Origin of the sequence: Ramlibacter humi (assembly GCF_004681975.1) — a bacterium.
Classification (GTDB): domain Bacteria; phylum Pseudomonadota; class Gammaproteobacteria; order Burkholderiales; family Burkholderiaceae_C; genus Ramlibacter; species Ramlibacter humi.
Genome location: NZ_SMLK01000001.1, coordinates 994,544 through 1,017,166 on the forward strand (window position 1 = coordinate 994,544; position 22,623 = coordinate 1,017,166).

Below are 22,623 nucleotides of genomic sequence, written 5' to 3' on the forward strand. Positions count from 1 at the left end.
GCGTGGTTGGCCCGGGGAATGGCGGGCACTGCGCGCAGGCTAGGGCCGCCGATCTGCCGGCGCCAACGGGGGAACCCTTGAAAACTTTGGTTAGCTGCCGCGGGCCAGCGCCCGCACCACGCGGTGCACGAACCCGGGCGAGCGCGCCGGGTCGATCCAGCGCACCACCGCCACCGCCGAGTTGGCCGGATCGATCCACGTGTAATGTCCGCCCGCGCCGACCAGGAACCAGCTTTCGCGCGAGGCGTCGGCGAACATCGCACCGTCGCGGTTGAGCCAGCTCAGCCAACCGTAGAACGGCGCCACCGCGCAGGGCTGCCGCATGCGGTCGATCCATTCGGCGGGCAACAACTGCCGCCCCTGGTGTGCACCGCCGTCGAGCAGAAGCTGCCCGATGCGCGCCTGGTCGCGCGCGGAGATCGACACGCCGCCGCCCCAGTGCGAGCCTCCGGGCACCGACGGGATACGCTGCCCGTCAATGGTGACCCATGCGTCGTCGTAGCCGCGCCACGCGAAGCCTTCGCCGCCGCCCAGCGGCACGAGGAATTCCTCGCGGAACACCTCCTCCAGCGGCCGCCTGAAGACATGCAGCAGCGCCAGCGACAGCTGGTTGATGCGCACGTCGTTGTATTCCCAGTACGTGCCGGGTACCTGCAGTTGCCGCGGTTCGCCCTTCGCGCCCTGCGGCGGCTTCGGGTCGTGCGACACGCGCCGGTTGTGCTCCACGGTGTCGGGCATGCCGAAGCAGGTGCCCGACCACTCGCTGGTCTGCTCCAGCAGGTGCGTCCAGGTGACCTGCCCGTTGTGCGCGCCTTCGAAGCCGATGCCGGGCACGCGGTTGCCGACGCGCTCGTTCACGTCGAGCAGTCCACGCGAGTGGGCGAGTCCCGCCAGCAGCGCAAGGTAGGTCTTGGCGACGCTGAACGTCAGGTCGGCCCGGTCCGGTTCGCCCCAGGCCGCGGCTTCGCTGCCGCCGGCGCGGATGACGCCTGAGACGCCGCCGCGTTCATGCACCGGCCCGCGCAGGCGATTGAACGGCGCCGGGTCGGCGTGGTGCACTCCCCAGCGCGCGGGGTCGCAGGTGGGGTCGCGCGGCCAAGGCACTTCGTGCGCAACGGCGAAGTCGATCGCTTCCTGGAAGTCCATGCGGCGAGCATATGCGACCACAATCGGGGCTGGAGACGATCCGACGTGCGCGCGATGAAGCTTCCCTGGCTGGACCCAGGCGACCCGTTTCCCCCGGCCGGCGAGGCCTGGGACGAATCGCAGCCCGCTCCCGGGCTGCTGGCCGCCGGCGGCGCGCTGGACGTGCCCACGCTCAAGCGCGCATATTCGGGCGGCATCTTCCCGTGGTTCAGCGAAGGCCAGCCCATCCTGTGGTGGAGCACCGACCCGCGCATGGTGCTGTTCCCCGGTGAGTTCCGCCTGCACCGGTCGCTGCGCAAGACGCTGCAGAAGTTCATGGAAGACCCGCGCTGCGAGGTGCGGTTCGACACCGCGTTCGACGAGGTGATCCGCGCCTGCGCCGGCAGCCCGCGCGAGGGCCAGTCGGGCACCTGGATCGTGCCGCCGATGGTGCAGGCTTACGAGGCTTTTCACGCCGCCGGCTTCGCGCACAGCGTGGAGACCTGGATCGACGGGCAGCTGGCGGGCGGCCTGTACTGCGTGTCACTGGGCCAGGCCGTGTTCGGCGAGTCGATGTTCACGCGCGTGCCGGACGCTTCGAAGGTCGCGCTGGCGGGGCTGGTGGCCTTCTGCCTGCACCACGGCATCGAGTGCATCGACTGCCAGCAGAACACGCGGCACCTGGCCTCGCTGGGCGCGCGCGAGATCCCGCGCAAGGAATTCGTTGCGGCCGTCGCAAAACGCGCGCGCCGTGCAACACCGCGATGGAAATTCGATTCCGTATACTGGAGCGAACTCCTGTTGCGAAAGCCCGCTGCGTGACGCACCTCAAGGACCTTCCGCTCCAGACACTGCAGTTCTATGCGACGGCGCCTTACCCGTGCAGCTACCTGCCGGGCAAGCAGGCCCGCTCGCAGGTGGCCACCCCCAGCCACCTGATCCACAACGACGCGTATTCCGACCTGGTGACCAGCGGCTTCCGCCGCAGCGGCATGTTCACCTACCGGCCCTACTGCGACGGCTGCCGCGCGTGCGTGCCGCTGCGCGTGCTGGCCGAGCAGTTCCAGCCCGATCGCAGCCAGCGCCGCGCGTGGGCGGCCCACGCCAACCTGCAGGCCCGCGTGCTGAAGCTGTGCTTCGTTCCTGAACACTACCAGCTGTACCTGCGCTACCAGAGTGGCCGCCACGCGGGCGGCGGCATGGACCACGACAGCATCGACCAGTACACGCAGTTCCTGCTGCAAAGCCGCGTGAACTCGCGCCTGGTGGAGTTCCGCGACACCCTGCCCGACGGCTCGCCCGGCGCGCTGCGCATGGTGTCCATCCTCGACGTGCTGGGCGACGGCCTCTCGGCGGTCTACACCTTCTACGAGCCCGATCCCAATGCCAGCTACGGCACGTACAGCGTGCTGTGGCAGATCGACCAGGCGAAGAAGCTCAAGCTGCCGCACGTGTACCTGGGCTACTGGATCGGCGAGAGTCCCAAGATGAGCTACAAGGCCCGCTTCCGCCCGCACCAGGTGTTGCAGGAAGGCAGCTGGGTCGAAGTTGCCCGCCGCGGCGGCTGATTTCACAAGATAAAATCGCGGGAACGCCTGAAGCAGCCGTTCCCATGAGAAAGTCCGAAGGCGGCGCGCCCGCCACCCCCACCATCCAGGTCATCGAGCGCATGTTCGCGCTCATCGACGTGCTGGCCTCGCGCGAGGAAGCCGTGTCGCTGAAGGAGATCAGCGAGAAGACCGGCCTGCACCCTTCCACCACGCACCGCATCCTCAACGACCTGGCGGTCGGCCGCTTCGTCGACCGGCCCGAAGCCGGCAGCTACCGGCTGGGCATGCGGCTGCTGGAGCTGGGCAACCTGGTGAAGGCGCGGCTGAACGTGCGCGACGCGGCGCTGACGCCGATGCGCGAGCTGCACAAGATGATCCAGCAGCCGGTGAACCTGTCGGTGCGCCAGGGCGACGAGATCGTCTACGTCGAGCGCGCGTACAGCGAGCGCTCGGGCATGCAGGTGGTGCGCGCCATCGGCGGCCGCGCGCCGCTGCACCTGACGTCCACCGGCAAGCTGTTCCTGGCCGCGGATGACGCGCCGCGCGTACGCGCGTACGCCACGCGCACCGGCCTGGCGGGCCACACGCGCAACAGCATCACTCAATTGCCGGTGCTGGAGCGCGAACTGGCCAAGGCGCGCCAGTACGGCATCGCCCGCGACAACGAGGAGCTGGAGCTGGGCGTGCGCTGCATGGCCGCGGGCATCTACGACGACCAGAACAAGCTGATCGCGGGCCTGTCCATCTCGGCGCCGGCGGATCGGCTGGACGAAGGCTGGCTGACGAAGCTGCAGGCGACGGCGAGCGAGATCTCGGCGGCGCTGGGGTACACGCCGCCCGCGCAAAGAGCCGCGGCGTAAAAGCAAAAGGCCCCGTGAGGGGCCTTTTTTTCATGGGGCGCTTGCGCCGATCTCAGCCGCTCACCTGCCGGATCACGGTAGCCGAGGGCGTGGCGCCCGGCGTGGCGGACCCGGCGGGCGTGGGCACGTTGTTCTCGACCCAGCGGCGCACGCGCTCCGCGTCGCCGATGCGGCTGAGTTTGCCGGCGGAATCCAGGAACACCATGATCAGCTTGCGGCCGGCGATCTTGGCCTGCATCACCAGGCACTGGCCGGCTTCGGAGATGTAGCCGGTCTTCTGCAGGCCGATCTCCCAGTCGGGGTTCTTCACCAGGCGGTTGGTGTTGTTGTACTGCAGCGTGCGGTGGCCGACCGCGACCTGGTAGCCGGGCGACGTGGAATATTCGCGCAGCTGCGGATCTTGATAGGCGAAGTTCACCAGCGTGGCCAGGTCATGCGCGCTGGACTGGTTGCGGCTGGACAGGCCCGTGGGTTCCACGTACTGCGTGTCCTTCATGCCCAGCAGCTTGGCCTTGGCGTTCATCTGCGACACGAACACCGCGAGGCCACCCGGGTAGGTGCGGCCCAGCGCGTGCGCCGCGCGGTTCTCGCTGGACATCAGCGCCAGGTGCAGCGCTTCGGCGCGCGTCAACGTGGAGCCCACGCGCAGGCGCGACGAGCTGCCCTTCTCGGTGTCCACGTCGTCCTGCGTGATGGTGATGGTCTCGTCCATCGGCAGGTGCGCTTCGCTGATCAGCACGCCGGTCATCAGCTTGGTGAGCGACGCGATGGGCAGCACGGCCTGGTCGTTCTTGGAAAACAGCACTTCGCGCGTGTCCTGGTCGATGACCAGGGCGACGCTGGACTTCAGGTCCAGCGCGTCCTTCCCGCCGTGCAGGCCGGCGATCTGGCCGAACGACGGACGCGCCGGCGCGTAGACGACCGAGCGGCGGGCTTTGGTGGAAACGAACGTGCGGGCGACGCGCTGCGTGGCGGCGGGACGCGATTTCTTGACCGCCTTGCGCGCGGTGGCAGCCTCGGCGGCGTCCGGCAGCAGGCCGGCGACGAACGCCAATACAGTCACCGCGTGTAGCACGCGTGTCAACGTCTTCCTGGTGGGCGTCGGCACCTTCGGCTGCATTCGGACTCCTTCGTGTCCACAGGCACCGCCGGGTGGATGGTCGACGGTGAAAAACTGTACTACTTCAACGACTTAGGCGGTATTCCTAAGTCAGCAGCCGAATTATATGGACACAACCCTAACCTTGTGCAGCCACCCGCTCAGCTTTACTTTGTAACTTGTTGAGGGCGCTCAGGTAAGCCTTGGCCGAAGCCACCACGATGTCGGGGTCGGCCCCCACGCCGTTGACAACTCTTCCGCTGTTCTGCAGCCGGACAGTCACCTCCCCCTGACTTTCTGTGGACCCGCTGATGGCGTTGACGGAATACAACACCATCTCCGCCCCGCTGGCCACGTGGGCCTCGATGGCCTTCAGGGAAGCGTCCACCGGACCGTTGCCGTCGGATTCACCGCGGACTTCCTTGCCGTGGGCCGCGAACACGACCACGGCATGCGGCCGCTCGCCGGTTTCGCTGTGCTGGGCCAGGGAGATCAGGCGGTAGGTTTCCTGCTCGTCGGTGACCGTCTCGTCGCTGACCAGCGCCAGGATGTCCTCGTCGAAGATCTCGCTCTTGCGGTCGGCCAGTTCCTTGAACTTGGCGAACGCGGCATTGACTTCGGCCTCGCTGTCCAGCTGCACGCCCAGCTCCTGCAAGCGCTGCTTGAACGCATTGCGGCCCGACAGCTTGCCCAGCACGATCTTGTTGGCCGACCAGCCCACGTCCTCGGCCCGCATGATCTCGTAGGTGTCGCGCGCCTTGAGCACGCCGTCCTGGTGGATGCCGCTGGCATGGGCGAACGCGTTGGCGCCGACCACGGCCTTGTTGGGCTGCACCACGAAGCCCGTGGTCTGGCTGACCATGCGGCTGGCCGGCACGATGTGCTTGGTGTCGATGGCGACGTCCAGCCCGAAGTAGTCCTTGCGCGTGCGCACGGCCATCACGATCTCTTCCAGCGAGCAGTTGCCCGCCCGCTCGCCCAGGCCATTGATCGTGCACTCGACCTGGCGCGCGCCGCCGATCTTCACGCCGGCCAGCGAGTTGGCCACCGCCATGCCCAGGTCGTTGTGGCAGTGCACGGACCAGATGGCCTTGTCGGAGTTGGGCACGCGCTCGCGCAGCGTCCTGATGAAGTTGCCGTACAGCTCGGGCACGGCGTAGCCCACGGTGTCGGGCACGTTGACGGTGGTGGCGCCTTCCGCGATGACCGTTTCCAGCACGCGGCAGAGGAAGTCCATCTCGCTGCGGTAGCCGTCCTCCGGCGAGAACTCGATGTCGCCGCACAGGTTGCGCGCGAAGCGGACGGACTGCTTCGCCTGCTCCAGCACCTGCTCGGGCGTCATCCGCAGCTTCTTTTCCATGTGCAGCGGCGAGGTGGCGATGAAGGTGTGGATGCGCGCGCGGGCCGCGCTCTTGAGCGCTTCCGCCGCGCGCGCGATGTCGCGGTCGTTGGCCCGCGACAGCGAGCACACGGTGCTGTCCTTGATCGCCGCGGCGATGGCCTGCACCGCCTCGAAGTCGCCGTTGGAGCTGGCGGCGAAGCCGGCCTCGATGACGTCCACCTTCAGGCGTTCCAGCTGCCGCGCGATGCGCAGCTTCTCGTCCTTGGTCATGGACGCGCCGGGCGATTGCTCGCCGTCGCGCAGGGTCGTGTCGAAGATGATCAGCTGGTCGGCCATGCGCGGTGCTCCTGTTGGCGAACCGCGATTATTTCGCGGGGGCGGCTTCGCGCGGCGTTTCCGCCTGCCCGCTGCGGCCACGCTGCAGGCCGGAGACGATGGCCTTGAGCGAGGCGGACACGATGTTGGCGTCCATGCCGACACCGAACAGCGTGCGCGAGCCCACGCGCAATTCCAGGTACGCCACGGCCTGCGCGTTGGCGCCGGCGCCGATGGCGTGCTCGTGGTAGTCCAGCACGCGCACTTCCACGCCGGTGGCGGCCGAGAGGCCTTCGACGAAAGCGTCGATCGGGCCGTTGCCCATGCCGCGCACGGTCATCGGCTTGCCGTCGACCACCACTTCCGCGTTCAGCTTCACCGTGGTGCCGGTAGCGCCCGCCTCTTCCACCAGCTGGTGCGACGGCGCGGGGATGCCGCCGAGACCGTACTCGCGCGTGAACAGTTCGTGGATCTCGCGCGCGCTCAGCTCCTTGCCGCTGGCGTCCATCACGGCCTGCACGACCTGGCTGAACTCGATCTGCAGGCGGCGCGGCAGCTCCAGGCCGTACTCGCTTTCGAGCAGGTAGGAGATGCCGCCCTTGCCGGACTGGCTGTTGACGCGGATGACCGCCTCGTAGCTGCGGCCCAGGTCCTTGGGGTCCACGGGCAGGTAGGGCATGTCCCAGATGTCGCCTTCCTTGCGGGCCGAGAAAGCTTTCTTGATGGCGTCCTGGTGCGAACCGGAGAACGAGGTATAGACCAGGTCGCCCGCGTACGGGTGGCGCGGGTGCACCGGCAACTGGTTGCAGTGCTCCACCGTGCGGCGGATGTCGTCGATGTCGGAGAAGTCCAGCCCGGGGTTCACGCCCTGCGTGTACATGTTGAGGGCGACGTTCACCAGGTCGAGGTTGCCGGTGCGCTCGCCGTTGCCGAACAGGCAGCCTTCCAGGCGATCGGCGCCGGCCATGATGGCGAACTCGCCGGCGGCGGTGCCGGTGCCGCGGTCGTTGTGCGGGTGGACCGACAGCACGACGGAATCGCGGCGGGCGATGTTGCGATGCATCCACTCGATCATGTCGGCGAAGATGTTCGGCGTGGAGTGCTCCACCGTCGACGGCAGGTTGACGATGCACTTGTGCGCCGGGGTGGGCTGCCACACCTCGGTGACCGCGTCGACGACGCGCTTGGCGAACTTCAGCTCGGTGCCGGAGAACATCTCGGGCGAATACTGGAAGGTCCATTCCGTCTTCGGCTGCTCCGCGGCCAGTTCCTTGAACAGGCGCGCCTGGCTGGTAGCCAGCTGCACGATGCCGTCTTCATCCAGGCCCAGCACCACCTTGCGCATGACGGGCGCGGTGGCGTTGTACAGGTGGACGATGACGCGGCGCGCGCCCTGCAGCGACTCGAACGTGCGGCGGATCAGCGGCTCGCGCGCCTGGGTCAGCACCTGGATGGTGACGTCGTCGGGGATCAGGTCCTCTTCGATCAGCTTGCGGATGAAGTCGAACTCCACCTGGGAAGCCGAGGGGAAGCCCACCTCGATCTCCTTGAAGCCGATCTTCACCAGCGCCTGGAACATCCGCAGTTTGCGGGCCATGTCCATGGGCTCGATCAGCGCCTGGTTGCCGTCGCGCAGATCGACGCTGCACCACACCGGAGGGCGGCTGATCACCGCGTCCGGCCACGTGCGGTCCTTCAGGCCCACCGGCGCGAAGGAGCGGTACTTGGTGGCGGGGTTCTTCAACATGGACATGTGATCTTTCGTTTCGTGGAGGTGAACCAGCAGCCCCAAAACAAAACGGCCCGCTGCTGGTGCATACGGGCCGTCGAGTGAGGTGCTTGCGCGCGCGCTCTACCGTCTCCGCCCGTGGGGGATTAGCAGTAGGGCCAGCGACAGCAGGTTCATGGCGCGGGATGGTAACACGAAGGATGGGCAGGCTGTCCAGCGGTTTCGCGGGTCAGCGGTGCAGGCCCCGCTCGTCCGGCTCGTCGGTGGACGTGCTGATGACGCTGGTCTGCTGGCCCTTTGCCTTGCGCCAGCCGTACACGGCGTAGCCGGAGATGCCGTAGATGCAGAAGAGGGAGAACAGCACGATGGGCGGGTCGATGTTGATCACCGCGATGATCAGCGCGATGAGCACGATGGCGGCGAACGGCACGCTGCGCTTCATGGAGATGTCCTTGAAGCTGTAGAACGGCACGTTGGTCACCATCGTCAGGCCCGCGTACAGCGCGAAGCCGAACATCACCCACTCGACTTCGTAGCCCTTGATGCCGTTGTCGGTCGCCAGCCAGATGAAGCCGGCGACGAGCGCGGCGGCGGCGGGAGAAGGCAGGCCCTGGAAATAGCGTTTGTCCACCACGCCGGTGTTGACGTTGAAGCGCGCCAGGCGCAGCGCAGCGCAGGCGCAATAGACGAAGGCGGCGATCCAGCCCCAGCGGCCCAGGCCCTTGAGCGCCCACTCGTACGCGATGAGCGCGGGCGCGGCGCCGAACGACACCATGTCCGACAGCGAGTCCATCTGCTCGCCGAAGGCACTCTGCGTGTTGGTCATGCGCGCCACGCGGCCGTCCAGGCTGTCCAGCACCATCGCCACGAACACGCCGACCGCGGCCATGTCGAAGCGCTGGTTCATCGCCATCACCACGGCGAAGAAGCCGCCGAACAGCGCGGCCAGCGTGAACAGGTTGGGCAGGATGTAGATGCCTTTGCGGCGCTTGCGCACCACCACGCCTTCGGGCGCGGGCGTCTCGATACTGTCGGTGCCGTCGTGCATGGGGCGTGAGTGTAAAGGGCGCTGGCGCGCAATGAAAAAAGGCCCGCTGTCGCGGGCCTTTTCACAGGTCCCCACCTTCGCGGGGATTGGTCGTCAATTCTTCGACTTGTCGACCAGCTTGTTCGCCTTGATCCAGGGCATCATGGCGCGCAGCTTCTCGCCCACCACTTCGATCTGGTGCTCGGCCATCAGGCGGCGGCGCGAGGTCAGCGTCGGGGCGCCAGCGCGGTTTTCCAGGATGAAGCTCTTGGCGTATTCGCCGGTCTGGATGTCCTTGAGCACCTTCTTCATCGTCGCCTTGGTCTCTTCGGTGACGATGCGCGGGCCCGTGACGTACTCGCCGTACTCCGCGTTGTTGGAGATCGAGTAGTTCATGTTCGCGATGCCGCCTTCGTAGATCAGGTCGACGATCAGCTTCAGCTCGTGCAGGCACTCGAAATACGCCATCTCGGGCGCGTAGCCGGCTTCCACCAGCACCTCGAAACCGGCCTTGATCAGCTCCACGGTGCCGCCGCACAGCACGGCCTGCTCGCCGAACAGGTCGGTCTCGGTCTCTTCGCGGAAGTTGGTCTCGATGATGCCGGCCTTGCCGCCGCCGTTGGCCATCGCGTAAGACAGCGCCAGGTCGCGGGCCTTGCCGCTCTTGTCCTGGTGCACCGCCACGAGGTGGGGCACGCCGCCGCCTTGCGTGTAGGTGTTGCGCACGGTGTGGCCGGGCGCCTTGGGCGCGACCATCCACACGTCGAGGTCGGCGCGCGGCACGACCTGGCCGTAGTGCACGTTGAAGCCGTGCGCGAAGGCGACGGAAGCGCCCTGCTTGATGTTCGGCTCGACGTCGTTCTTGTAGACGGTGGCGATCTGCTCGTCGGGCAGCAGGATCATGACCACGTCGGCCATCTTCACGGCCTCGTTGACGGCCGCGACCTTCAGGCCGGCCTTCTCGACCTTGGGCCAGGAAGCGCCGCCCGGGCGCAGGCCGACCACGACCTTCACGCCGCTGTCGTTCAGGTTCTGCGCGTGCGCATGGCCCTGCGAGCCGTAGCCGATGATGGCGACGGTCTTGCCCTTGATCAGGCTCAGGTCGCAGTCCTTGTCGTAGTAAACCTTCATGCTTCTCTCCAGTTGAATGACAACCCGTTCGCCCTGAGCCTGTCGAAGGGCTCAAGCAACCCCGGCGCACCGGGGCTTCGACAAGCTCAGCCCGAACGGGTGGTGGGCTGAGCCTCGATTCCTGCCGCCCGCTACACGCGCAGCACGCGTTCGCCGCGGCCGATGCCGCTGGCGCCGGTGCGCACGGTTTCGAGGATGGCGCTGCGGTCGATCGCTTCCAGGAACGCGTCGTTCTTGGACTGGTCGCCCGTCAGCTCGATCGTGTAGCTCTTCTCGGTGACGTCGATGATGCGGCCGCGGAAGATGTCGGCCATGCGCTTCATCTCCTCGCGTTCCTTGCCGACCGCGCGCACCTTCACCATCATGAGCTCGCGCTCGGTGTAGGCGCCCTCGGTCAGGTCGACCACCTTCACCACCTCGATCAGGCGGTTCAGGTGCTTGGTGATCTGCTCGATGACGTCGTCCGAGCCGGTGGTCTGGATGGTCATGCGCGACAGCGAGGCATCCTCGGTCGGCGCTACCGTGAGCGATTCGATGTTGTAGCCGCGGGCCGAGAACAGGCCCACCACGCGGGAGAGCGCGCCCGGCTCGTTCTCCAGCAGCACTGCGATGATGTGTTTCATGTGTCCTCCGGCTCGCCTTTTCGCCGCCCTCCCCCGCCGCCGGTAAGCGGCGGGCTCGGCGGGACGATTCGGTTCGCCGCGTTACGGGTTGGGGGTCAGAGGTCCTCGGAGCCGAGCAGCATCTCGGTGATGCCCTTGCCGGCCTGCACCATCGGCCAGACGTTTTCCGTCGGGTCGGTGCGGAAGTCCATGAAGACCGTGCGGTCCTTCAGCTTGCGCGCTTCGCGCAGCGCCGGCTCCACGTCCTGCGGCCTCTCGATCAGCATGCCGACGTGGCCATAGGCTTCGGCCAGCTTCACGAAGTTGGGCAGCGCGTCCATGTAGCTGTGGCTGTAGCGGCCTTCGTAGTCCAGCTCCTGCCACTGCCGCACCATGCCCAGGTAGCGGTTGTTCAGCGAGATGACCTTGATCGGGGTGTTGTACTGCAGGCAGGTGGACAGCTCCTGGATGCACATCTGCACCGAGCCTTCGCCCGTGACGCAGTACACCTCGCTCTGCGGCTTGGCCAGCTTGATGCCCATGGCGTAGGGGATGCCCACGCCCATGGTGCCCAGGCCGCCGCTGTTGATCCAGTGGCGCGGCTCGCGGAACTTGTAGAACTGAGCGGCCCACATCTGGTGCTGGCCGACGTCGGACGTGATGTACGTGTCGACGTCCTTGGTCATGTTCCACAGCGTCTCGATGACGTGCTGCGGCTTGATCACTTCCTTGTTGCCGCGGTCGTACTTCAGGCAGTCGCGCTTGCGCCAGGTCTCGATCTGGTCCCACCACGCGGCCAGCGCCTGCGCGTCGGGCTTCTGGCCCGATTCGCGGATGTTCGAGATGAGGTCGGCCAGCACGTCCTTCACGTCGCCCACGATCGGCACGTCGACCCTCACCCGCTTGGAGATGCTGGAGGGATCGATGTCGATGTGGATGATCTTGCGGTCGCCCGAAGCGAAGTGCTTGGGGTTGCCGATCACGCGGTCGTCGAAGCGCGCGCCCACGGCCAGCAGCACGTCGCAGTTCTGCATCGCGTTGTTGGCCTCGATCGTCCCGTGCATGCCCAGCATGCCCAGGAACTTGCGGTCGGTGCCGTCGATAGCGCCCAGGCCCATCAGCGTGTTGGTGGTGGGGCAGCCCAGCATGTCGGCCAGCTGGCGCAGCTCCTGCGTCGCGTTGCCCAGGATGGCGCCGCCGCCCGCGTAGATGTACGGGCGCTTGGCCGCCAGCAGCATCTGCACGGCCTTGCGCACCTGGCCGCCGTGGCCCTTGCGCACCGGGTTGTACGAGCGCATCTCCACCTTGTCCGGGTAGCCGGCGTAGGCAGTCTTGTTGAACGAGACGTCCTTCGGGATGTCCACCACCACCGGGCCGGGACGGCCGCTGCGGGCGATGTGGAAAGCCTTCTTCATCACCTCGGCCAGGTCGCGCACGTCCTTCACCAGGAAGTTGTGCTTGACGATGGGCCGCGTGATGCCGACCGTGTCGCATTCCTGGAAGGCGTCCAGGCCGATGGCGGCCGTGGGCACCTGCCCGGTGACGATCACCATCGGGATCGAATCCATGTACGCGGTGGCGATACCGGTGATGGCGTTGGTGACGCCGGGGCCCGACGTCACCAGGGCCACGCCGACGTCGCCCGTCGCACGCGCATAACCGTCCGCCGCGTGCACTGCCGCCTGCTCGTGGCGCACCAGCACGTGCTGGATGGTGTCCTGCTTGTAGAACGCGTCGTAGATGTGCAGCACGGCACCGCCGGGATAGCCCCAGACGTACTTCACGCCTTCGGCCTGCAGCGACTTGACGAGGATTTCCGCGCCGCGGAGGTCCTGAGGAGGGGGTGACTGCAGGCCCGTGGGCGCTGCCGCCGCGGAGGTGAGCTCCGCCTTGGAGATTTCCATGATCAACCTTTCCGGTTTCCGAGAAGAACCTTGGGGTGCCCCTTCGCCAGCCCTCGTGAGGCCTCGTCGGGACTTAGAACCTCGGACCATGGGCGGGCCTGTTGCTTCCGCCGGATCCGGGCTCGTTTGCCTTTGACTTGCAGCGCGCATTATGGCATCGGTGGACGGGCAACCCTGCAACAGGGCATGCGGGTGCCATAATCCCGCCGCCTCAATCACCTCGACGTTCGCTCCCCGCCCCTTGGCCACCGAAAGAGAACTCTCCGACTTCCTCAAGAGCGTCGAGAAGCGGGCGTTCAAACGTTCGGTCTACCACGTGCGCGACGAGGAAGCCGCGCTGGACATCGTGCAGGAAAGCATGATGAAGCTGGCCGAGCACTACGGCGACAAGCCGCCGGCCGAGCTGCCGATGCTCTTCCAGCGCATCCTGTCCAACTGCACGCTGGACTGGTTCCGCCGCCAGAAGACGCGCAATGCGCTCTTTTCGAACCTGAGCGACTTCGAATCCGCCGGCGAGGACGGGGATTTCGACCTTCTGGAAACTTATACGGTCCTGGAAGGCTCCCAGCAGGCGGAGAGCGCCGAGGACAGCACGCGCCGGGCCCAGGTCTTGCGGGAAATCGAGCAGGAGATACAGGCCCTGCCCGCGCGTCAACGCGAGGCTTTCCTGATGCGTTACTGGGAGGACATGGACGTGGCCGAAACGGCGGCGGCCATGGGCTGTTCGGAAGGGAGCGTCAAGACGCACTGTTCCCGGGCGGTCCAGGCCCTCAGCAAGGCACTGAAGGCAAAGGGATTACAACCATGAACGACGTCACCCCCGCCCTGGCGCAGGCCCGCCAGGACCAATTCGCCCGCCGGGTCGCGGCCCGGCTGGACGCCGGCGCGGCCGGGCTGCCGCACGACATCTCCGAGCGCCTGCGTGCCGCCCGCATGCAGGCCCTGTCGCATCGCAAGCTGGCCGCCCTGCAGACGGCCCGTTCCGTTTCCGCCTCGGCTGACGGCCAGGCCACCCTGGGCGGCAAGGAAGGCCTGAGCTTCTGGCAGCGCCTGGCCTCCGCCCTGCCGCTGATCGTGCTGGCCGCCGGGCTGGTCACCATCCACGTGGTGCAGAACGATCGCCGCGCCCGCGAAGTGGCGGACGTCGACGCCGCCCTGCTCACCGACGACCTGCCGCCGGCCGCCTACGCCGACCCGGGCTTCGTCCAGTTCCTCAAGTCCAACCCCTGACCGGGGCCGGCATGCGGGCAGCGCGCCTCCGTCCGGCTCTCGCAGCAGGCCTCGCCGCGGCCCTGCTGGCGGGCCTGTGCGCCGCCCAGGTCCCCAATCCGCCCGCCGCCGGGGCGTCGGCAGCCAAGCCCGCCTCGACCAAGCCGGCCGCAAGCCGCGCCGCTTCCGCCCAACGCGCCGCCGCCGAACCCCGCCCCACCTGGGCGGAACTCACGCCCGACCAGCAGCAGGCCTTGCGGCCCCTGGCAGGCGACTGGTCCAGGCTGAGCGAAGGCCAGAAGCGCAAGTGGATCGCGATGTCGCGCAACTACCGGCAGATGAAGCCGGAAGAGCAGGCCAAGCTGCACAGCCGCATGAACGAATGGGTGGCGCTCAGCCCGCAGCAGCGCACCCAGGCCCGGCTGAACTTCGCCGAAACCAAGAACCTCTCGGCCGACGACAAGAAGGCCAAGTGGGAGGCCTACCAGGCCCTCTCGCCCGAGGAAAAGAAAAAGCTGGCGGCCGGCGCCGGCGGCAAGACCGCTTCCACCGCCGCCGCCGTCAAGCCGGTGCCGCCGCAGAAGCTGGCCAACACGCCACGGCCCGACCCCAGCGGCAAGTCGTCGCCGCGCATCGCCGCCGGCCCCGAGGGCGCTTCCGCCGTGCCCCTGCCGGCTCCCGCGCACCAGTAAGCTCACCGGATGTCCCAGCAGCCGATCGATCCCGGCGGCGCGGCCGCGCCCGCCCCGGAAAACCTGCAAGCTCCCCCACTCGCACGCCGCATGGCGTGCTGGGTCTACGAAGGCATGCTGCTGTTCGCGGTGGTGTTCATCGCCGGCTGGCTGTTCAGCACGCTCGGCCAGGTGCGCAGCGGCATGGATTCGCGCCGGCACCTGCTGCAGGCCTTCCTCTTCGTCATCTTCGGCATCTACTTCGGCTGGTTCTGGAGCCGCGGCCAGACGCTGGCGATGAAGACCTGGGGCATCCGCGTGGTGGACCGCGACGGCCGCCCGCTCACCCAGGGCCGCGCGCTGCTGCGTTACCTGTGCAGCTGGCTGTGGTTCCTGCCCGCGCTGATGGCCCTCGGGCCGATGCACCTGGCCGTCGGCGAGATGGTGGTGCTCATCGCGGGCTGGGTCGCCATGTGGGCGCTCCTCAGCCGCTTCCACCCGCAGCGCCAGTTCTGGCACGACGCGTTGGCAGGCACGCGCCTGGTCGGCGCCCGGCCGGTCGGCGTGGGCATGCGCTCGTAGACAATCGTGGCCATGACCCAAGGCCTGCCCCCCGTCAATCCGCAGAAGCTGCGCACCGGCCTCAGCCGCTTGCGGCACGCGTTCGGCTACTCGCTGCAGGGGCTGCGCGCCGGCTGGGGCGAAACCGCCTTCCGGCAGGAAGCCGTCTCGGCCATCGTGCTCGTGCCGCTGGCCTTCTGGCTCGGGCAAGGCTGGGTGCAGGTGGCGCTGCTGGCCGGCTCGGTGATGCTGGTGATGATCGTCGAACTGCTCAACACGGGCATCGAAACCGTGGTGGACCGCATCGGCCCCGAGTGGCACGACCTCTCCAAGCGCGCCAAGGACATGGGCAGCGCCGCCGTGCTGCTGGCCCTGCTGCTGGCCATCGGCATCTGGGCCGCCGCCATCGCGCAGAGGGCCGGCTGGTGATGGCGCAGCCTCCTTTTTCCATCTGCGTGTACTGCGGCTCGCGCAACGGCGTGGCGCAGCCCTTCGTCGACGTGGCGCGCGCGGTGGGCACCTGGATCGGCCAGCGCGGCGGGCAACTCGTCTACGGCGGCGGCAACAACGGCCTGATGGGCATCGCGGCCGATGCCACGCTCGCCGCGGGCGGCACCGTGATCGGCATCATTCCCCAGGCACTGGTCGAGAAGGAATGGGCCAAGCGCGATTGCACCGAGCTGCACGTCGTGCAGACCATGCACGAACGCAAGCGAATGATGGCCGAGCGCGCCGGCGCCTTCCTCGCGCTGGCGGGCGGCATCGGCACGCTGGAAGAACTGTTCGAGGTGTGGACCTGGCGCCAGCTGGGCTACCACGACAAGCCGGTCGGCATCCTGGACACGGACGGCTACTACCAGCCGCTGCTGAAGTTCCTGCAAGGCAGCGTGGGCCACGGCTTCATGAACGACTGGCAGATGGACCTGGTGCGCGTCGGCACGGACACGCACGCGATGCTGCAGGCGCTGGTGGACGAATCCACCGCGCCTTCGGCGCAGGACCTCTCGGAAATCTGAAATCAGGACGGCGGCCGCGCGGGCCGGGGCGCTCAGACCGCGGACTCGTCGGTCTCGCCGGTGCGGATGCGCACCACCCTCTCCACGCTGGTGACGAAGATCTTGCCGTCGCCGATCTTGCCGGTGCGCGCGGCCTTCACGATGGCGTCGACGCAGCGGTCCACGTCGTCGTCCTTGACCACCACTTCCACCTTCACCTTGGGCAGGAAGTCCACCACGTACTCGGCGCCGCGATAGAGCTCGGTGTGGCCCTTCTGGCGGCCGAAGCCCTTCACCTCGGTGACCGTCAGGCCGGTGACGCCGCATTCGGCCAGCCCCTCGCGCACTTCCTCCAGCTTGAACGGTTTGACGATGGCGGTGATCTGTTTCATGTGGTCCTTCCTCTGCGCCCCTCAGGCCCGGAACTTTCCGGTAATAGGATAGCGCCAATCCTTGCCGAAGCCCCGGTGCGACACGCGGATGCCCACCGGCGCCTGGCGGCGCTTGTATTCGTTGATGCGCACCAGGCGCGCCACCCGTTCCACCAACTCGCGGTCGAATCCCTCGCCGGCGATGGCTTCCACGCCCTCGTCGTCTTCCATGTAGCGCGCCAGGATCGCGTCGAGAACGTCGTATGGCGGCAGGCTGTCCTGGTCCACCTGGCCCGCGCGCAGTTCGGCGCTGGGAGGGCGAGTGATGATGCGTTCAGGAATCGGGTTGGCGCCCGTGCCGTACGGATCGTTCGCGTTGCGCCACCGCGCCAGCCTGAAAACGTTGGTCTTGAACACGTCCTTGATCACCGCGAAGCCGCCCGCCATGTCGCCGTACAGCGTGCAGTAGCCGGTGGCCATTTCGCTCTTGTTGCCGGTGGTCAGCACGATGCTGCCGAACTTGTTCGACAGCGCCATCAGCAGCACGCCGCGGATGCGCGCCTGGATGTTTTCCTCGGTAGCGTCCTCGGCGCGGCCTTCGAATTCCTTCGCGAGCGAGGCCTTGAAAGACTCGAACTCCGGCACGATGGAGATCTCGTCGTAGCGCACGCCCAGCCGCTTGGCCATGTCGCGCGCGTCGATCCAGGAAATGTCCTGCGTGTACGGCGACGGCATCATGATGGCGCGGACCTTGTCCTTGCCCAGCGCGTCCACCGCGATGGCCAGCACCAGCGCCGAGTCGATGCCGCCCGACAGGCCCAGCAGCACGCCGGGAAAACCGTTCTTGCCGATGTAGTCGCGCACGCCCAGCACCAGCGCATCCCACAGGTCGGCCTCGGGTTCGCGCGACGGCGACATCGGGCCGGAGAGCGACAATTTTCCGCCACCGCCTTCAACCGTCACGGTGAAGAGGTCTTCCTTGAACGAGGGAGCACGCGCAACCAGGGTGCCATCGGCCGCGACCGCGAACGAACTGCCGTCGAACACCACCTCGTCCTGGCCTCCGACGAAGTGCGCATAGACCACGGGCGCGTTCGCGGCACGCGCGCGGTCGGCCATGCGCGCGACGCGCTCACCGCCCTTGCCCACGTGGAAAGGCGATGCATTGGTGACCACCAGCATCTCGGCGCCGGCTTCGCGCGCCAGCTCGCCCGGCTCGTCGAACCACGCGTCCTCGCAGATCAGCAAGCCGACGTTCACGCCTTCGACCTGGAACACGCAGGTGCCGCGGCCCGGCGTGAAGTAGCGGCGCTCATCGAACACCTGGTAGTTCGGCAGTTCGCGCTTGGCGTAGGTTTCCAGCAAGCGGCCTTCGCTGACCACGGTGGCGGCGTTCAGGCGCCTTTGCACCTGCACCGACTTGCTGCGCACGTCGCCGCCGACGGGATGGCCGACGATGACGTGCAGGCCTTTCAACCCCGCCAGCTCGCGGGCCACCGTTTTGACGGCATCATCGCAAGCGGCGATGAACGCCGGGCGCAGGAACAGGTCTTCGGCCGCGTAACCGCACAGGGACAGCTCGGGCGTGACCACCAGCCGCGCGCCTTGCTCATAAGCCTGGCGCGCCGCGTCGATGATCTTCTGAGCGTTGCCCGGCATGTCGCCCACCACGTAGTTGAGCTGGGCGATGCAAATCTGAAGGGCCATGGCAGCAGTGAAAAAACAGCCGGACGATTATGTCATCCGCCTCTGCGAATCGCCGCTGGAGGTGGGCGCATCCGCGTGGAACGAATTGCTTGCGGCGCAGGACCAGCCCACGCCGTTCATGCGGCACGAGTACCTCGCCGCATTGCATGCCAGCCGCAGCGCCACCGCCGACACCGGCTGGCAACCGAGCTTCGTCACGCTTTGGCGCGGCGATGAGCTGCATGGCGCGTGCGCGTTCTACGTGAAGGACCATTCATACGGCGAGTACGTGTTCGACTGGGCGTGGGCCAACGCGTACGAGCAGCACGGCCTGGCCTACTACCCCAAAGGCCTGGTCGCGGTGCCGTTCACGCCCGTGCCCGGCTCACGCCTGCTCGCGCGCGACGACGCGGCGCGCGAGACGCTGGCGCGCGGCCTGCCGGCCTTGTGCGAGAAGCTGGAGCTTTCGTCGCTGCACCTGCTCTTCCTGTCGCCCGCGGACGTGCGCGCGTGCGAAGCCGCGGGCCTGATGGCGCGCCACACCGTGCAGTTCCATTGGGAAAACCAGGGCTGGGACAGCTTCGACGCATTCCTCGCCGGGCTGTCGCAGGACAAGCGCAAGAAGATCCGCCAGGAAAGGCGCAAGGTCGCCGAGGCCGGCGTCACGTTCCGCGCGCTGCGCGGCGCGCAGATCGGCGATCGCGAGTGGGACTTCTTCTACCGCTGCTACGACCGCACTTACCGCGAGCACGGCAATCCGCCGTACCTGCGCCGCGACTTCTTCCGCCGCATGGCGGCGGACATGGGCGGGAACTGGGTGCTGTTCCTGGCTCAACGCAACGGCCGCGACGTGGCGTGCAGCCTTGTCGCGGTGTCGGACGAGAGCGCCCAGCCCGCCGTCGCGTACGGCCGCTACTGGGGCGCCATCGAACGCGTGGACAGCCTGCACTTCGAAGCCTGCTACTACCAGCCGCTGCAGTGGTGCATAGAGCATGGCGTGCAGCGCTTCGAGGGCGGCGCCCAGGGCGAGCACAAGATGGCGCGCGCGCTGATGCCGGTGAAGACGCACAGCGCCCATTGGCTGGCTCATCCTTCCTTCGCCGATGCGGTGGAACGCTTCCTCGCGCGCGAGGGCGAAGGCATCGAGCACTACCTGGAGCATCTGGAAGCGCGCTCGCCGTTCCGGCGCGAGAAAGGCTGAACCCCAAAGCGCGATCGGGCAGGCAAACCCCGATGCCACCTGCCGGGCCCGGCGTTACCGTGGGCGCAGGAGACGCCCATGAAGACACTCAGCGGCCTGGATGCCACGTTCCTGTACCTGGAAACGCCGGAGACGCCGATGCACGTCGGCTCGCTCCACCTGTACGAGCTGCCCAAGGGCTTCCGCGGCAGCTTCCACCGCGCGGTGCAGGACCACATCGCCGGCCGCCTGCACCTGGCGCCCATCTTCACGCGCCGCCTGGCGTTCATGCCCTTCGACATGGGTCACCCGATGTGGGTCGAAGCCGACGAGGTGGATCTCGACTTCCACATCCGCAAGGCGCCGGGCGCGAAGCTGACCGTGCGACAGGTGGAAGCCGCGGCCGCGAAGCTGCACGCGGAGCTGATCGACCGCAACCACCCGCTGTGGCAGTTCACGATCTTCGACAACGTGGCGCCGCCCAAGGGCATGGCGGTGGAAGGCAGGCTGGTCGCCTTCCACTCCAGGATCCACCACGCCGCGCTGGACGGCAAGGGCGGCACGGTGCTGGCCAACGCCATCCTCGACCTCACGCCGGTGCCGCGCGAAGTGGCGCCGGCCGACCCTTCGCGGCGCGGCCGCAGCGGCGCGGACCTGCGCATCGGCGAGATGATCGGCGCGGTGTTCTCCAACTCGCTGGCGCAGTACGCGAAGCTCGCGCGCACGCTGCCCGCCGCCGCAGGGTCCATCGGCGGCCTCGCCAGGCAGTCGATCACCAGGACCAAGGCGCCGGTGCAGCTGGCGCCCAGGACGATCTTCAACGTCGGCATCACCGCGCGCCGTTCTTTCGCCACCGCCACCCTGCCCTTCGCGCAAGCGCGCGCCGTGGCCAAGGCCGCCGGCGGCAGCTTCAACGACGTCGTGCTGTGGGTGTGCGCCACGGCGCTGCGCGAATACCTGCACGCGCACGGCACCGTGCCGCGCAAGCCGCTGGTGGCGGCCATGCCGGTCAGCCTGCGCGAAGAGAGCAACAAGGAGCTGAACAACCAGGCTTCGCTGTCGCTGGTGCAGCTGGGCACGCACCTGGCCGACCCGAAGGCGCGCATGCAGGCCATCCTCGAATCGACCGGCAAGGTGAAGGAAGCCCTGTCGGGGCTGAAGTCGGTGCTGCCCACCGACTACCCGTCGCTGATGGCGCCCTGGCTGGTCGGCGGCGCGGGCCGGCTCGCGCTGAAGACCTACGGCAGCGCGGGCATCGCCGAGCGGCTGCCCGCATTGGCGAACGTCGCCATCAGCAACGTGCCGGGCCCGCAGATGCCGCTGTACCTGGCCGGCGCGCGCATGCTGACCTTCCACCCGCTGTCCATCATCCTGCACGGCATGGCGCTGAACATCACGATCCAGACGTATGCGGGACGGGTGGACTTCGGCCTGATCGCGGACCCGGCTGCCCTGCCGCAACTGCAGCAGCTCGCCAGCGGGTTGGAGAAGGCATTCGAGCAAGCCGTCGAGGTGTTCGGCACGGAAGCGCCCACAGCTGCCGCGCCCGCAACGGCGGCTCCGGCGAAGCCCGCGCCGAGAAAGCGCGCAGCGAAGACGAAGCCGCCATCGCCGCGCAAGCCGGCCGCGAAGCCGCAGCGCAAGCAGGCCGCCTAGGCTCAGGCCCCTAATTCCGCTAATGGCTTTCGCGAGGGCTGCGGGGCGCCGCAGCTGCTATGGTCGGGTTTCCACTTCCCGGCCTTCCATGCCCGCCACCCGCGCACGCTCCCGCTCCCACCGCACCGCCGACGAACCGCTGCCGCCGCCCAGCCTGGGCCTGCTGGCGCTGGAGTTCCGCGCGCCCTGGGAGTTCGGCGCCTTGCTGCCCGCGTGGCCCGTGCTTCGCCGCGCGCCCGCCGGCGATGGCCACGCGGTGCTGGTGTTTCCCGGGCTGTCGGCTTCCGATGCGACGACCATCCCGCTGCGCCGCTACCTCAGCTCGCTGGGCTACGCCGCACGCGGGTGGGACCAGGGCTTCAACTTCGGCCCGCGCGCCGGCGTGCTGGAGCGCGCGCGGCAGGACCTGCAGGACGCCTGCCAAAGCTCGGGCGGGCCGGTGAGCCTGGTCGGCTGGAGCCTGGGCGGCGTGTACGCGCGCGAACTGGCCAAGGAATTCCCGCAGCTCGTGCGCTGCGTCGTCACGCTGGGCACGCCGTTCTCGGCGCACCCCAAGTCCACCAACGCGTGGCGCATCTACGAACTGGCCAGCGGCCGCGACATCGAACGCGAAGCCTCTCAGTACGACCTGCCCGCCGCGCCGCCGGTGCCCACCACCAGCATCTATTCGCGCAGCGACGGCATTGTCGCGTGGCAAGGCAGCCTGCAGCGGCCCGACCATGCGCGCACGGAGAACATCGAGGTGGTGGCCAGCCACATGGGACTGGGCCTCAATCCCTCGGCCTGGTGGGCCGTGGCCGATCGCCTGGCGCAATCGCCCAAGGCGTGGAAGCCGTTCCAGCCGCCCGCGCTGTTCGGCCTGCAGGCGCTGGTGTTCCCCGATCCCGCGCGCGCCTGACTCGCGTCGCACCAACGAAAACGGCCGGGCATGACCCGGCCGTTTTCCATTGGATGCGCGGCGTCTCAGCCGTGCTTCTTGCGGTAGCTCTCCATTCCCTCGCGCACTTCCTGGCGCGCGGCTTCCGGGCCTTCCCAGCCCAGCACCTTGACCCACTTGTTCGGCTCCAGGTCCTTGTAGTGCTCGAAGAAGTGCGCGATGGTCTTCAGTCGCAGCGGGTTCATGTCCTCGGGCTTCTGCCAGTGCGTGTAGATGGCCAGCACCTTGTCGACGGGCACCGCCAGCACCTTGGCGTCGTCGCCGGCTTCGTCCTGCATGCGAAGCATGCCGATGGGGCGGCACGTCACCACCACGCCGGGGATCAGCGGCACCGGCGTGATCACCAGCACGTCCACCGGGTCGCCGTCGCCGCTGATGGTCTGCGGCACGTAGCCGTAGTTGGTCGGGTAGTGCATGGACGTGCTCATGAAGCGGTCCACGAAGATGGCGCCCGTTTCCTTGTCGACCTCGTACTTCACGGGATCGGCGTTCATCGGGATTTCGATGATCACGTTGAACGCGTCGGGGGCCTGCTTGCCGGGCGTGACGTTGTCGAGGGACATGGATGGAGTTCTGCTGGGAATGAAAGCCTAGGATTAACCCGCATTTTACTTTCGCCGGCCTTGCTGGGGCGCGTCTGCAGCGGGCCCGTCATGGTTCCGCCTGTATAGTC

The 22,623-nt window shown here is 67.8% G+C and carries 23 protein-coding genes; 12 read left to right on the forward strand and 11 right to left on the reverse strand.

Annotation, left to right across the window (positions count from 1 at the left end; translation table 11 throughout):
* Nucleotides 1-90 precede the first annotated feature (90 nt).
* Nucleotides 91-1,146, reverse strand: a complete 1,056-nt coding sequence (locus tag EZ216_RS04565; protein ID WP_135248370.1) for a serine hydrolase domain-containing protein — start codon at nucleotides 1,144-1,146, stop codon at nucleotides 91-93.
* Nucleotides 1,147-1,200: 54 nt separating this feature from the next.
* On the opposite strand from EZ216_RS04565, the gene aat reads away from it, so the two are divergent.
* Genes aat through EZ216_RS04580 form a run of 3 tightly spaced genes read left to right on the forward strand, consistent with a single transcriptional unit; the run spans nucleotide 1,201 to nucleotide 3,535 of the window.
* Nucleotides 1,201-1,947 carry a leucyl/phenylalanyl-tRNA--protein transferase gene (gene aat, locus EZ216_RS04570; protein ID WP_135248371.1) on the forward strand — a complete coding sequence of 249 codons (747 nt, stop codon included), beginning with the start codon at nucleotides 1,201-1,203 and terminating at the stop codon, nucleotides 1,945-1,947.
* The gene (locus tag EZ216_RS04575) at nucleotides 1,944-2,693 is read left to right on the forward strand and encodes an arginyltransferase (protein WP_135248372.1); all 750 of its coding nucleotides are present in this window, start codon (nucleotides 1,944-1,946) and stop codon (nucleotides 2,691-2,693) included. Before aat ends, EZ216_RS04575 begins: the two co-directional genes overlap by 4 nt.
* Nucleotides 2,694-2,737: 44 nt before the next feature.
* On the forward strand, nucleotides 2,738-3,535 hold the full coding sequence (locus EZ216_RS04580; RefSeq protein ID WP_135248373.1) for an IclR family transcriptional regulator: 798 nt from the start codon (nucleotides 2,738-2,740) through the stop codon (nucleotides 3,533-3,535).
* 52 nt (nucleotides 3,536-3,587) lie between these two features.
* Here the strand turns inward: EZ216_RS04580 and EZ216_RS04585 are convergent, their stop codons facing one another.
* The 7 genes from EZ216_RS04585 to EZ216_RS04615 form a co-directional block, all read right to left on the reverse strand.
* The gene (locus tag EZ216_RS04585) at nucleotides 3,588-4,655 is read right to left on the reverse strand and encodes a serine hydrolase (RefSeq protein ID WP_135248374.1); all 1,068 of its coding nucleotides are present in this window, start codon (nucleotides 4,653-4,655) and stop codon (nucleotides 3,588-3,590) included.
* Nucleotides 4,656-4,773: 118 nt separating this feature from the next.
* Complete coding sequence (locus EZ216_RS04590; RefSeq protein ID WP_135248375.1) at nucleotides 4,774-6,312, reverse strand: 2-isopropylmalate synthase; 1,539 nt, start codon at nucleotides 6,310-6,312, stop codon at nucleotides 4,774-4,776.
* Between the two features lie 28 nt (nucleotides 6,313-6,340).
* Nucleotides 6,341-8,038, reverse strand: a complete 1,698-nt coding sequence (gene leuA / locus EZ216_RS04595; protein WP_135248376.1) for a 2-isopropylmalate synthase — start codon at nucleotides 8,036-8,038, stop codon at nucleotides 6,341-6,343.
* A gap of 211 nt (nucleotides 8,039-8,249) precedes the next feature.
* Nucleotides 8,250-9,068: a CDP-diacylglycerol--serine O-phosphatidyltransferase gene (gene pssA / locus EZ216_RS04600; RefSeq protein WP_135248377.1), complete on the reverse strand. Its 819-nt coding sequence runs from the start codon at nucleotides 9,066-9,068 to the stop codon at nucleotides 8,250-8,252.
* Between the two features lie 93 nt (nucleotides 9,069-9,161).
* Nucleotides 9,162-10,178 carry a ketol-acid reductoisomerase gene (ilvC, locus tag EZ216_RS04605; RefSeq protein ID WP_135248378.1) on the reverse strand — a complete coding sequence of 339 codons (1,017 nt, stop codon included), beginning with the start codon at nucleotides 10,176-10,178 and terminating at the stop codon, nucleotides 9,162-9,164.
* Between the two features lie 131 nt (nucleotides 10,179-10,309).
* Complete coding sequence (gene ilvN, locus EZ216_RS04610; RefSeq protein WP_135248379.1) at nucleotides 10,310-10,801, reverse strand: acetolactate synthase small subunit; 492 nt, start codon at nucleotides 10,799-10,801, stop codon at nucleotides 10,310-10,312.
* 95 nt (nucleotides 10,802-10,896) lie between these two features.
* On the reverse strand, nucleotides 10,897-12,684 hold the full coding sequence (locus EZ216_RS04615; RefSeq protein ID WP_135248380.1) for an acetolactate synthase 3 catalytic subunit: 1,788 nt from the start codon (nucleotides 12,682-12,684) through the stop codon (nucleotides 10,897-10,899).
* Between the two features lie 241 nt (nucleotides 12,685-12,925).
* Here EZ216_RS04615 and EZ216_RS04620 point away from each other — a divergent pair, with 241 nt between their 5' ends.
* The 6 genes from EZ216_RS04620 to EZ216_RS04645 are packed head-to-tail and all read left to right on the forward strand — an operon-like array spanning nucleotide 12,926 to nucleotide 16,141.
* Nucleotides 12,926-13,492: an RNA polymerase sigma factor gene (locus EZ216_RS04620; RefSeq protein ID WP_135248381.1), complete on the forward strand. Its 567-nt coding sequence runs from the start codon at nucleotides 12,926-12,928 to the stop codon at nucleotides 13,490-13,492.
* On the forward strand, nucleotides 13,489-13,914 hold the full coding sequence (locus EZ216_RS04625; RefSeq protein ID WP_135248382.1) for a DUF3619 family protein: 426 nt from the start codon (nucleotides 13,489-13,491) through the stop codon (nucleotides 13,912-13,914). Before EZ216_RS04620 ends, EZ216_RS04625 begins: the two co-directional genes overlap by 4 nt.
* An 11-nt stretch (nucleotides 13,915-13,925) precedes the next feature.
* Nucleotides 13,926-14,585, forward strand: a complete 660-nt coding sequence (locus EZ216_RS04630) for a DUF3106 domain-containing protein (protein ID WP_135248383.1) — start codon at nucleotides 13,926-13,928, stop codon at nucleotides 14,583-14,585.
* 9 nt (nucleotides 14,586-14,594) lie between these two features.
* Entirely contained in the window at nucleotides 14,595-15,146 is a 552-nt protein-coding gene (locus tag EZ216_RS04635) for an RDD family protein (RefSeq protein WP_135248384.1), read from the forward strand.
* A 12-nt stretch (nucleotides 15,147-15,158) separates the two neighbouring features.
* Nucleotides 15,159-15,554, forward strand: a complete 396-nt coding sequence (locus EZ216_RS04640) for a diacylglycerol kinase (protein WP_135248385.1) — start codon at nucleotides 15,159-15,161, stop codon at nucleotides 15,552-15,554.
* Nucleotides 15,554-16,141, forward strand: a complete 588-nt coding sequence (locus tag EZ216_RS04645) for an LOG family protein (protein WP_135248386.1) — start codon at nucleotides 15,554-15,556, stop codon at nucleotides 16,139-16,141. Before EZ216_RS04640 ends, EZ216_RS04645 begins: the two co-directional genes overlap by 1 nt.
* A gap of 32 nt (nucleotides 16,142-16,173) precedes the next feature.
* Here EZ216_RS04645 and EZ216_RS04650 read toward each other — a convergent pair whose 3' ends face one another.
* Nucleotides 16,174-16,512 (reverse strand): P-II family nitrogen regulator, encoded by a 339-nt coding sequence (locus tag EZ216_RS04650; protein ID WP_135248387.1) that lies wholly within the window; start codon nucleotides 16,510-16,512, stop codon nucleotides 16,174-16,176.
* Nucleotides 16,513-16,533: 21 nt separating this feature from the next.
* Nucleotides 16,534-18,198, reverse strand: coding sequence for an NAD+ synthase (locus EZ216_RS04655; protein ID WP_135248388.1), 1,665 nt, complete (start codon nucleotides 18,196-18,198; stop codon nucleotides 16,534-16,536).
* On the opposite strand from EZ216_RS04655, the gene EZ216_RS04660 reads away from it, so the two are divergent.
* The 3 genes from EZ216_RS04660 to EZ216_RS04670 all read left to right on the forward strand — a co-directional run bounded on the left by EZ216_RS04660 (nucleotide 18,197) and on the right by EZ216_RS04670 (nucleotide 21,911).
* On the forward strand, nucleotides 18,197-19,378 hold the full coding sequence (locus tag EZ216_RS04660) for a GNAT family N-acetyltransferase (protein ID WP_135248389.1): 1,182 nt from the start codon (nucleotides 18,197-18,199) through the stop codon (nucleotides 19,376-19,378). The genes EZ216_RS04655 and EZ216_RS04660 overlap by 2 nt on opposite strands.
* Nucleotides 19,379-19,456: 78 nt before the next feature.
* Entirely contained in the window at nucleotides 19,457-21,013 is a 1,557-nt protein-coding gene (locus tag EZ216_RS04665) for a wax ester/triacylglycerol synthase family O-acyltransferase (RefSeq protein ID WP_135248390.1), read from the forward strand.
* 88 nt (nucleotides 21,014-21,101) lie between these two features.
* Entirely contained in the window at nucleotides 21,102-21,911 is an 810-nt protein-coding gene (locus EZ216_RS04670) for an esterase/lipase family protein (protein ID WP_135248391.1), read from the forward strand.
* Between the two features lie 65 nt (nucleotides 21,912-21,976).
* On the opposite strand, the gene ppa is transcribed toward EZ216_RS04670, so the two are convergent.
* A complete protein-coding gene (gene ppa / locus EZ216_RS04675) occupies nucleotides 21,977-22,513 on the reverse strand; it encodes an inorganic diphosphatase (protein WP_135248392.1) in 537 nt (178 codons plus the stop codon).
* Between the last annotated feature and the right edge of the window lie 110 nt (nucleotides 22,514-22,623).

Excerpts from the sequence above, each read along its gene's own strand:
- EZ216_RS04565 (WP_135248370.1), bottom strand. The coding sequence starts at position 1,146 with ATGGACTTCCAGGAAGCGATCGACTTCGCCGTTGCGCACGAAGTGCCT.
- aat (WP_135248371.1), top strand. The coding sequence starts at position 1,201 with ATGAAGCTTCCCTGGCTGGACCCAGGCGACCCGTTTCCCCCGGCCGGC.
- EZ216_RS04580 (WP_135248373.1), top strand. The coding sequence starts at position 2,738 with ATGAGAAAGTCCGAAGGCGGCGCGCCCGCCACCCCCACCATCCAGGTC.
- EZ216_RS04585 (WP_135248374.1), bottom strand. The coding sequence starts at position 4,655 with ATGCAGCCGAAGGTGCCGACGCCCACCAGGAAGACGTTGACACGCGTG.
- EZ216_RS04590 (WP_135248375.1), bottom strand. The coding sequence starts at position 6,312 with ATGGCCGACCAGCTGATCATCTTCGACACGACCCTGCGCGACGGCGAG.
- leuA (WP_135248376.1), bottom strand. The coding sequence starts at position 8,038 with ATGTTGAAGAACCCCGCCACCAAGTACCGCTCCTTCGCGCCGGTGGGC.
- pssA (WP_135248377.1), bottom strand. The coding sequence starts at position 9,068 with ATGCACGACGGCACCGACAGTATCGAGACGCCCGCGCCCGAAGGCGTG.
- ilvC (WP_135248378.1), bottom strand. The coding sequence starts at position 10,178 with ATGAAGGTTTACTACGACAAGGACTGCGACCTGAGCCTGATCAAGGGC.
- ilvN (WP_135248379.1), bottom strand. The coding sequence starts at position 10,801 with ATGAAACACATCATCGCAGTGCTGCTGGAGAACGAGCCGGGCGCGCTC.
- EZ216_RS04615 (WP_135248380.1), bottom strand. The coding sequence starts at position 12,684 with ATGGAAATCTCCAAGGCGGAGCTCACCTCCGCGGCGGCAGCGCCCACG.
- EZ216_RS04625 (WP_135248382.1), top strand. The coding sequence starts at position 13,489 with ATGAACGACGTCACCCCCGCCCTGGCGCAGGCCCGCCAGGACCAATTC.
- EZ216_RS04630 (WP_135248383.1), top strand. The coding sequence starts at position 13,926 with ATGCGGGCAGCGCGCCTCCGTCCGGCTCTCGCAGCAGGCCTCGCCGCG.
- EZ216_RS04635 (WP_135248384.1), top strand. The coding sequence starts at position 14,595 with ATGTCCCAGCAGCCGATCGATCCCGGCGGCGCGGCCGCGCCCGCCCCG.
- EZ216_RS04640 (WP_135248385.1), top strand. The coding sequence starts at position 15,159 with ATGACCCAAGGCCTGCCCCCCGTCAATCCGCAGAAGCTGCGCACCGGC.
- EZ216_RS04645 (WP_135248386.1), top strand. The coding sequence starts at position 15,554 with ATGGCGCAGCCTCCTTTTTCCATCTGCGTGTACTGCGGCTCGCGCAAC.
- EZ216_RS04650 (WP_135248387.1), bottom strand. The coding sequence starts at position 16,512 with ATGAAACAGATCACCGCCATCGTCAAACCGTTCAAGCTGGAGGAAGTG.
- EZ216_RS04660 (WP_135248389.1), top strand. The coding sequence starts at position 18,197 with ATGGCAGCAGTGAAAAAACAGCCGGACGATTATGTCATCCGCCTCTGC.
- EZ216_RS04655 (WP_135248388.1), bottom strand. The coding sequence starts at position 18,198 with ATGGCCCTTCAGATTTGCATCGCCCAGCTCAACTACGTGGTGGGCGAC.
- EZ216_RS04665 (WP_135248390.1), top strand. The coding sequence starts at position 19,457 with ATGAAGACACTCAGCGGCCTGGATGCCACGTTCCTGTACCTGGAAACG.
- EZ216_RS04670 (WP_135248391.1), top strand. The coding sequence starts at position 21,102 with ATGCCCGCCACCCGCGCACGCTCCCGCTCCCACCGCACCGCCGACGAA.
- ppa (WP_135248392.1), bottom strand. The coding sequence starts at position 22,513 with ATGTCCCTCGACAACGTCACGCCCGGCAAGCAGGCCCCCGACGCGTTC.